The sequence below is a fragment of the Sulfurovum sp. genome (assembly GCF_049668085.1).
Classification (GTDB): Bacteria; Campylobacterota; Campylobacteria; order Campylobacterales; family Sulfurovaceae; genus Sulfurovum.
The window spans coordinates 1-7,371 of record NZ_JBATIY010000106.1 but is presented as its reverse complement, the minus strand read 5'-3'; the positions used below and the strand labels follow the sequence as shown (position 1 = coordinate 7,371).

The window sequence follows — 7,371 nt, the reverse complement described above, 5'->3', positions numbered from 1 at the left end:
AACCTGAGCAGAGAGTTTTTCATCTGCGTAAGAGAGTTGTGCCTCTGTCTGTTTAGTATTGTATGAACCATAGCCAAGTGCTAAAGAGCCATGCAGACCTTCTTGGGCTTCTTTAGTAATGATGTTAATGACACCGGCTGAGGCATTGGATCCCCAGATAGTGCTGGTTCCGCCTTTGATGATCTCTATTTGCGCAATGTTGCTTGTTGTGAGACTGTCAAGCAGTGCAGTGCCATTGGTAGTACTTGGGTCATTGAGACGCATACCGTCCAAGAGTACGAGTACCTTACCTGAATCAGCGCCTCTCATAAAGAATGAAGTCTGTTGACCTAAGCCACCGGCATGTGCAACAGAGATACCTGCTACTCTGTTGATAGCTTGGGCAACGGTTTGGTATCCATGTTCCTCTATCTCTTGAGAAGTGATGACTGTGACGTTTGCAGTAGTCTTTTGGATGGATTGATCTGTTTTGTTTGTGGAGGTCACAGTGATAGGTTCCAGTGTTTCATCAGCAAAAGTTTGCGTTGTAAACACTAGTGTAGCCGTGATAAGGCTGAGTGACTTGATCGTCATAGGTTGTTCCTTGTTTATTTATATGTTTAGTGTGCTGATTAGTAAAAAATAGATAAACAAGGAGGAGAAGTTTTATATTCATGATAGACAAAGGCTTTTTTATGGTACTGAAAATTACTGTCGATCCAACACAACTTTGCAAGTGTGGAGTACATGGCAATGACAGCTAATGAAAAGTAATTTTTATTGTGGCCTCTAAGATGTTTCATACGCGTATTTTACAGCAATGTTCATTAGCTCCTACTGTTGACATTTAGCGTGAAAAGGTATACTCTCTTATATAATGCATTGAGGAGATAATTGAACTATGACCTATACTGATTGGTTTGAATCACATGGTAGGAAACACCAGAATATCATGAAGAAATTGACACATTTGAGTGATGCTGAAATCATCGCATACTTCAAATTTGAAAACATGGTGGAAAAAGAGCCAGACTTTTGTTTGCTCTATAAAGAGAATAAAAAGTGCCATGAAATGGAAGATCTTAATTGTTATCTTTGTGCCTGTCCCTATTTTCGTTTCAAGGATGAAGGATTCTCAAGAGAGGGTACTAAAGTCCTCTACAGTACTTGTAGTATAGATGCAAAAGATGGGGCACAGTTTATCTCTGATGATGCCATACATCATGACTGTAGTGCTTGTACGGTACCGCATCATGAAGCATATATCAAGAAACATTTTAATCGTGATTGGTTTGAAGTGATGGGATCCGTACAAAATGTTAAAGAAAATCAAGTATAATCGCTTTAAATTATTTTATTCGATTTAAAGGAATTTCATGGCAATTGAAACAGTTACAAGTACAGACGCATTCAAACAATTAGTAACAGAGGTTACTTCACAAGCAGGGTATAAAGAGCCTATAGGATTTGGTATCGCAAGAGTAGACAGAGGTCAAAAAAATGCTGAGAAAATTCTTCAGGCAAACTTTGGGCTTATCAACTGGAAAGAGAACTTTGGTTCTGCAGCAGTATTTATTAAAGCTTTACAGGAAGCAGGTCGTGAAGTAGACTTTTCAGAGACTGAATATGTAGCAACGATAAATGATAACTTTGTACAAAACGCGATGGCAGCATTTGCTCCGTATCTTGGAGAAGCAACTGGTGATGCACATAAAAATGTACAGGTGATCAAAACACTTTCAAACATGAAAGATATCGGTTCAAACTTTAGAATAGTATTTTTATTTGAGGATGCAAATGCGCAGAGTGTAGAAGCAGTTTATCTTAAACTCTATGCTCTTTCTCTTGCTAAAGCGGAACTTAGAAAGATCAACCTTAATGGTGCATTTGGGATTCTTTCAAATGTAGCATGGGTTGGCAATACACCATATGAACTTGACTACCTTAGAGAAAATGAGATCGAAATGAAACTCAATGGTACCTATCCGACAGTGGATTCTGTAGATAAGTTCCCAAGATTCTTACAGCATGTGATCCCTGCAGACAATACACGTATCTTAGAAGCGTCTAAAGTACGTATGGGTGCTCAGCTTGCAGCGGGTACAACAGTGATGCCAGGTGCGTCATACATCAACTTTAATGCAGGAACACTTGGTCCTGTGATGGTTGAAGGTCGTATCTCGTCATCTGCTATCGTAGGGTCAGGTTCAGATGTTGGTGGTGGTGCGAGTATCCTTGGAGTACTTTCAGGTACAGATGGTAATCCAATCAGCATCGGTGAGAATACACTTCTTGGAGCAAACTCTGTAACAGGTCTTCCTTTAGGTGATGCATGTATCGTGGATGCGGGTATCACTATCTTGGCTGGGACTAAGCTAAAGATCTCTCCAGAAGAGTTAGCAAAAATTGCTGCAGCAAACCCTGATGCTACACTTGAGAATAAAACAACTTTCAAAGGTGAAGAGCTTCAAGGACTTGACGGGATCCACTTTAGACAAAACTCTACTACGGGTGAGATTATTGCTAGAAGAAGTACAAGAGAAGTGAAGTTGAACGCTGACTTGCACTAATTTTTAGGTATTAGGTATTTTGGATCAATTTCCTTTTATTTGGATTGTGAGTTTGCTTCTCTCTTCATTTTTTTAGAAAAAACGAAGCAAAAAATCGTCGTTGCTCTCGAATCGCTTTGCTTTTAAGGGCGTTCGCAACGACATAATTAATATTTTATTTTGGGAGCATAGTATGCGTGTGGATAAATGGTTGTCGGCTGTGAATGTGGTGAAGCGTCGTACTATTGCTACTGATATGCTTAAGTCTGGAGTAGTGCTTGTCAATGGATTGAAAGCTAAAGCGTCTAAAAATGTGGCCATTGGTGATAAGGTAACGATAGAGTATCTTAAGGGACCGAAGTCTTATGAAGTACTGCAGATCCCTACAACCAAGACCATACCTAAAAGTCAAAAAGAAGAGTATGTCAAAGAGTTATCAGATTAAATAGGAGAGTGTGATGGGAATCAGAGAAGAGTTTGAAAGACTGTTTAACAATGAAATGAGTACAGAAGAAGCAAGGGATTTTCTTATAGACCTGTATGAAAAAGGTGAAAGCGGCAGTGATATCGCTGCCGCTGCTTCTGTGATGCGTGAACACTCTATTACACTCTCTTTATCTGATGAACTGAAAGAAAAAGCCATTGATGTGGTGGGTACTGGCGGAGATAAAAGCGGCAGTTTTAACATCTCTACAACCGTGTCTCTTCTTTTAGCCTCTTTAGGTCGTGTTGTGGCAAAGCATGGAAATAGAAGTGTGACCTCAAACTCCGGATCTACAGATGTTTTAGAAGCATTGGGTATTAACCTTGATCTTACTATCGACAATAAGATCAAAATGCTTGAAGAGACAGGGTTTTGTTTTTTTCCTGCTACAGATCACCATCCAGCGATGAAGCACATCATGCCTATACGCAAATCCATAGAACATAGAACGATCTTTAACATTCTTGGACCCTTAACCAACCCTGCTGGAGCGGAAAAATACCTTTTGGGAGTATTTGACCCTTCGTACATTAAACGTATGGCTGATGCGTTGCTTGAATTGGGTGCAAAACGTGCTTATGTGGTGAGCAGTCATGACGGTATGGATGAGATCTCTCTTGCCTGTAATTCCTCTTTTGCCTATGTGGAGTCCAACCGTATCTCTGAAGGTGAGATAAACCCTGAGACATTTGGATTTGAACTTGCACCCAAAGAGGCGATCTTAGGCGGAGATGCGAATTTTAATGCGCAGATAACACGTGATATATTTTCGGGAAAAGAGCAGGGTGCAAAACGAGACATCATTCTACTAAATGCTGCTTTTGCACTTTTTGTAGATGGCAATGTACGCGATATAAAAGAAGCCATAGAGATAGCTAAAAGTGGACTTGACAGTGGGAAAGCCAGTGACAATCTACAGCGTATGGCTAAGGTAAGTCAACAGTTGGCAGAGGTCGAGTAGTAGTGAAAGAGATAAGTGCTTCACTAGAGGAGCTGAATAACGTTGTAACCTATTTAGAGACTACACTTCCTTCGAATGCTATCGTTTTTTTACGCGGTGACTTGGCTGCAGGTAAAACGACTTTGACGCAAGCTATCGCAAAATCAAGAGGAGTTGAAAGTGAAGTTACTTCTCCGACCTTTTCTTTACAGCAGTGTTATGGAACAAAAGATGGCAGCGGTCTTTACCATTATGACCTTTATCGTTTAGATCATGAAGAGTTTATGCAGCTTGGCCTTTTTGAAGAGTTTGAAAAACAGGGGTGGCATATGGTAGAGTGGGGTTCTGATGAACTTAAAGCCTTTTTAGAAGGTGTAGGTTATAATGTTGCAACGGTAGACATTGAGTCTCAAGAAAATAGTAGAATTTACAGGATAAACATATAATGCATACACTTGAAGCCAAAAGCCTTGCTAAGACCATAAAAAAAACAAAGATCGTACATGATATCTCTTTGCGTGTAGAGAGTAAAGAGATCGTAGGACTTCTTGGCCCGAACGGTGCCGGGAAGACGACCTCATTTTATATGGTGTGTGGATTAACGGATGCAACAGAAGGTCAGGTCGTTTTAGATGGTGAGGATATTACAAAATTACCTTTAAGCTCTCGTGCACAGATGGGTATTGGGTATTTACCTCAAGAATCCAGTATCTTTAAAGACCTTACTGTAGAGGAAAATTTACTTATAGCTGCTGAAGCTCTAAATCTTGAGACTGAGACTGTTCAACCGCGTATCGAAAAACTGCTTGAGATCTTTAATATTGAACCTATTCGTAATCGTCTGGGAATACGCTTGAGTGGAGGCGAAAGAAGAAGAGTAGAGATAGCAAGAGCATTGGTGGGAGAACCAAAGTTCTTACTTCTGGATGAACCGTTTGCCGGTGTTGACCCTATAGCTGTTTTGGACATACAAAATATTATCAAACAATTGGTCGATCTAGATATGGGTATCCTTATTACTGACCACAATGTACGTGAAACACTGGGTATTTGTGATAGAGCTTACGTCATGAGAAGTGGAGAAATGATGGCTACTGGGACCAGTGATGAAGTAGCCAATGATGAAAATGTACGTAAACATTACCTTGGTGAACATTTTACGTTTTGATTAATAGGACGGAAAATGGGCGAGCTCATCTTTCCTACGTTGACACTGTGTCTGCTTCAGCAGCAGTCTCACGTACCTACGTGCTTAAAAAAGAATCTTATGAATAAAGACTTAAAACAAATAAAAACCCTTTTAGACAGTGAAGTTAAATCCCGAAACAATACTTCTGAGCTCTCATTGGAAAAACCAGATCCCCTTTTTATAGCTTCACAATACCAAGATGAATCCATTGCACTTATCTGTGCACTATTTGGGTACGGTAATGCAGGATTGATCGTTAAATTTTTACAAAGTTTAGATTTTACTCTCTTGGAAGCCAGTGAAGAAGAGATCAAAAAAGCATTCTCCTCTCACTATTACCGTTTTCAAAAAAGTGAAGATGTGTCTGCACTGTTCATCGCGTTGAAACGCTTAAGATCGGTAGAGAGTATTGAAGATATTTTCTATCGTGGTTATAAAAAAGAAGAAAATATTTTAGATGGACTGTGGTGTTTTTTGGAGACACTACACTCTGTTTACCCTAGACAAACACGAGGGTATGGTTTTTTAGTAGGTAATGTACCGAAAAAAGTACCTTCTGCAGGAACGTATAAACGTTATATGATGTATTTAAGATGGATGGTACGTAAAGATCTTTTGGATATGGGGTTATGGTCTAAGATCGATAAAAAAGATCTGCTCATGCCTTTAGATACACATACATTTCAGGTTTCAAGGCGTTTAGGTTTACTAAAGCGCAAAACGTATGATATGAAAGCAAGTATCGAATTAACCGATACATTACGCACTTTTGATCATCAGGACCCTGTCAAATATGATTTTGCACTTTATCGGTTGGGGCAAGAGAAATTGGCTTAAAACTAAGCAAAAAATGGGTATAATCCCGCAATATTTAACTTAAAAGAGGATGTTATATGGAAGGTATATTTACTTATCTAGGCGTAATATTTGGACATGGACCAATGTTATTCGTTTCACACTTAGTTTTGACAGCAATTATTATATTGCTTATTGCAAAAATGGCTACAAAAAGCCTTAGAGCAGTACCAACAGGTACACAAAACGTTATGGAAGCATTTCTTGGTGGTGTTATTGCCATGGGTAAAGATGTTATCGGTGAAGAGCATGCACGTAAATACCTGCCTTTAATTGCAGCTATCGGTTTGTTTGTACTTGTGAACAACCTTATCGGTATTATCCCTGGATTTGAATCTCCAACATCGAACATCAATGTTACATTGACTTTAGCGCTTATCGTATTTTTGTACTACAATTACGAAGGTATTAAAAAGCAGGGTGCTTTTACATACTTTAAGAACTTTGTACACCTTGGAGAGATGAACCCAATAGCAAAATTTGCAATGTCACTTTTAATGTATCCGATCGAGATCGTTTCTCATCTGTCTCGTATCGTTTCACTTTCATTCAGACTTTTTGGTAACATCAAAGGGGATGATCTATTCTTATGGGTTCTTTTAATGCTAACACCATGGATCATACCTATTACGCCACTTGTCCTTCTTACGTTTATGGCATTCTTGCAAACGTTTGTATTTATGATCCTTACTTATGTTTATCTAGCAGGTGCAATAGCACTGGATGAAGAACATTAAGCACATTTTGGACTACTAAATATGAGACTGCAGAACGGAGCTTTGAGTTTTGTAGTCAACTTTCTCTTAGGCGTAGCATGGGCAGCAGCCCTGCTAGGTGCTATTACTTCATTTCTTGCTTTTTATCCCGAAAATTTACTTTTAGCGATCGTGTCTGCATTTTTAGGTGCATTACCCGGTATGGTATCTGTACTTTTACTTGAACATATTATCACAGCCAAAGAGAGACACTTAGAGCTTAAAAAACAAACTGCACTACTTGAACAACTTCTCATTCAAAAAGAAAACAATACAGTAGAATGATGAATCATGCTTATTGATCTTGCACCCTTCACTCCTGTTTGTGATCTAGGAGCTTAAGGATGTTACGAATCACCTTTATTTTTATCAGTTCAATTTTCCTCTTTTTACCCTCTTTGCTACAAGCCAAAAAAATTAAAGCCCATTACAGTGTAGAGTTTGGTATCGTCGGTGAAGTGGGGAAGGTACAAGCTACGTTGACATCGGATGATCAATTCTATGCGATAGATGCCAACGTAGCTACTGTAGGTCTTGGGAAAGCAGTGACCAACAATCTTAAAGAAAGACATATCTCGAAAGGACATGTCGTTAAGGGTTTGTTGGTTACAGATATGTAT

General features: G+C 39.2%; 11 protein-coding genes. 10 read left to right on the top strand and 1 reads right to left on the bottom strand.

Translation table 11 applies throughout. The annotated features are described in order from the left end of the window. On the bottom strand, positions 1–573 hold a 573-nt coding region (locus WBM70_RS07125; RefSeq protein WP_424557808.1), incomplete at its 3' end, for a TonB-dependent receptor. 307 nt (positions 574–880) lie between these two features. Between WBM70_RS07125 and WBM70_RS07120 the strand changes: the two genes are divergently transcribed. From WBM70_RS07120 to WBM70_RS07075, 10 genes are all read left to right on the top strand, one after another. Next, the gene (locus tag WBM70_RS07120; protein ID WP_424557807.1) at positions 881–1,318 is read left to right on the top strand and encodes a hypothetical protein; all 438 of its coding nucleotides are present in this window, start codon (positions 881–883) and stop codon (positions 1,316–1,318) included. 37 nt (positions 1,319–1,355) lie between these two features. After that, positions 1,356–2,549: a tetrahydrodipicolinate N-succinyltransferase N-terminal domain-containing protein gene (locus WBM70_RS07115; protein ID WP_424557806.1), complete on the top strand. Its 1,194-nt coding sequence runs from the start codon at positions 1,356–1,358 to the stop codon at positions 2,547–2,549. Between the two features lie 172 nt (positions 2,550–2,721). Then, on the top strand, positions 2,722–2,973 hold the full coding sequence (locus WBM70_RS07110; RefSeq protein ID WP_424557805.1) for an RNA-binding S4 domain-containing protein: 252 nt from the start codon (positions 2,722–2,724) through the stop codon (positions 2,971–2,973). 13 nt (positions 2,974–2,986) lie between these two features. After that, positions 2,987–3,973 carry an anthranilate phosphoribosyltransferase gene (gene trpD / locus WBM70_RS07105; RefSeq protein ID WP_424557804.1) on the top strand — a complete coding sequence of 329 codons (987 nt, stop codon included), beginning with the start codon at positions 2,987–2,989 and terminating at the stop codon, positions 3,971–3,973. A 2-nt stretch (positions 3,974–3,975) separates the two neighbouring features. After that, complete coding sequence (gene tsaE, locus WBM70_RS07100) at positions 3,976–4,398, top strand: tRNA (adenosine(37)-N6)-threonylcarbamoyltransferase complex ATPase subunit type 1 TsaE (RefSeq protein WP_424557803.1); 423 nt, start codon at positions 3,976–3,978, stop codon at positions 4,396–4,398. Further along, a complete protein-coding gene (gene lptB / locus WBM70_RS07095; protein ID WP_424557802.1) occupies positions 4,398–5,120 on the top strand; it encodes an LPS export ABC transporter ATP-binding protein in 723 nt (240 codons plus the stop codon). Before tsaE ends, lptB begins: the two co-directional genes overlap by 1 nt. Positions 5,121–5,219: 99 nt before the next feature. Further along, on the top strand, positions 5,220–5,978 hold the full coding sequence (locus WBM70_RS07090; RefSeq protein WP_424557809.1) for a TIGR02757 family protein: 759 nt from the start codon (positions 5,220–5,222) through the stop codon (positions 5,976–5,978). A gap of 56 nt (positions 5,979–6,034) precedes the next feature. Beyond that, positions 6,035–6,733, top strand: coding sequence for a F0F1 ATP synthase subunit A (locus WBM70_RS07085; protein WP_424557801.1), 699 nt, complete (start codon positions 6,035–6,037; stop codon positions 6,731–6,733). A 21-nt stretch (positions 6,734–6,754) separates the two neighbouring features. Further along, positions 6,755–7,036, top strand: coding sequence for a hypothetical protein (locus tag WBM70_RS07080; RefSeq protein WP_424557800.1), 282 nt, complete (start codon positions 6,755–6,757; stop codon positions 7,034–7,036). A 59-nt stretch (positions 7,037–7,095) separates the two neighbouring features. After that, positions 7,096–7,371: hypothetical protein (locus tag WBM70_RS07075; protein ID WP_424557799.1), on the top strand; the 276-nt coding region annotated here is incomplete at its 3' end.

Bases quoted from the DNA above. Each gene is read 5' to 3' on its own strand.
- WBM70_RS07120 (WP_424557807.1), top strand. From the start codon at position 881: ATGACCTATACTGATTGGTTTGAATCACATGGTAGGAAACACCAGAAT.
- WBM70_RS07115 (WP_424557806.1), top strand. From the start codon at position 1,356: ATGGCAATTGAAACAGTTACAAGTACAGACGCATTCAAACAATTAGTA.
- WBM70_RS07110 (WP_424557805.1), top strand. From the start codon at position 2,722: ATGCGTGTGGATAAATGGTTGTCGGCTGTGAATGTGGTGAAGCGTCGT.
- trpD (WP_424557804.1), top strand. From the start codon at position 2,987: ATGGGAATCAGAGAAGAGTTTGAAAGACTGTTTAACAATGAAATGAGT.
- lptB (WP_424557802.1), top strand. From the start codon at position 4,398: ATGCATACACTTGAAGCCAAAAGCCTTGCTAAGACCATAAAAAAAACA.
- WBM70_RS07090 (WP_424557809.1), top strand. From the start codon at position 5,220: ATGAATAAAGACTTAAAACAAATAAAAACCCTTTTAGACAGTGAAGTT.
- WBM70_RS07085 (WP_424557801.1), top strand. From the start codon at position 6,035: ATGGAAGGTATATTTACTTATCTAGGCGTAATATTTGGACATGGACCA.
- WBM70_RS07080 (WP_424557800.1), top strand. From the start codon at position 6,755: ATGAGACTGCAGAACGGAGCTTTGAGTTTTGTAGTCAACTTTCTCTTA.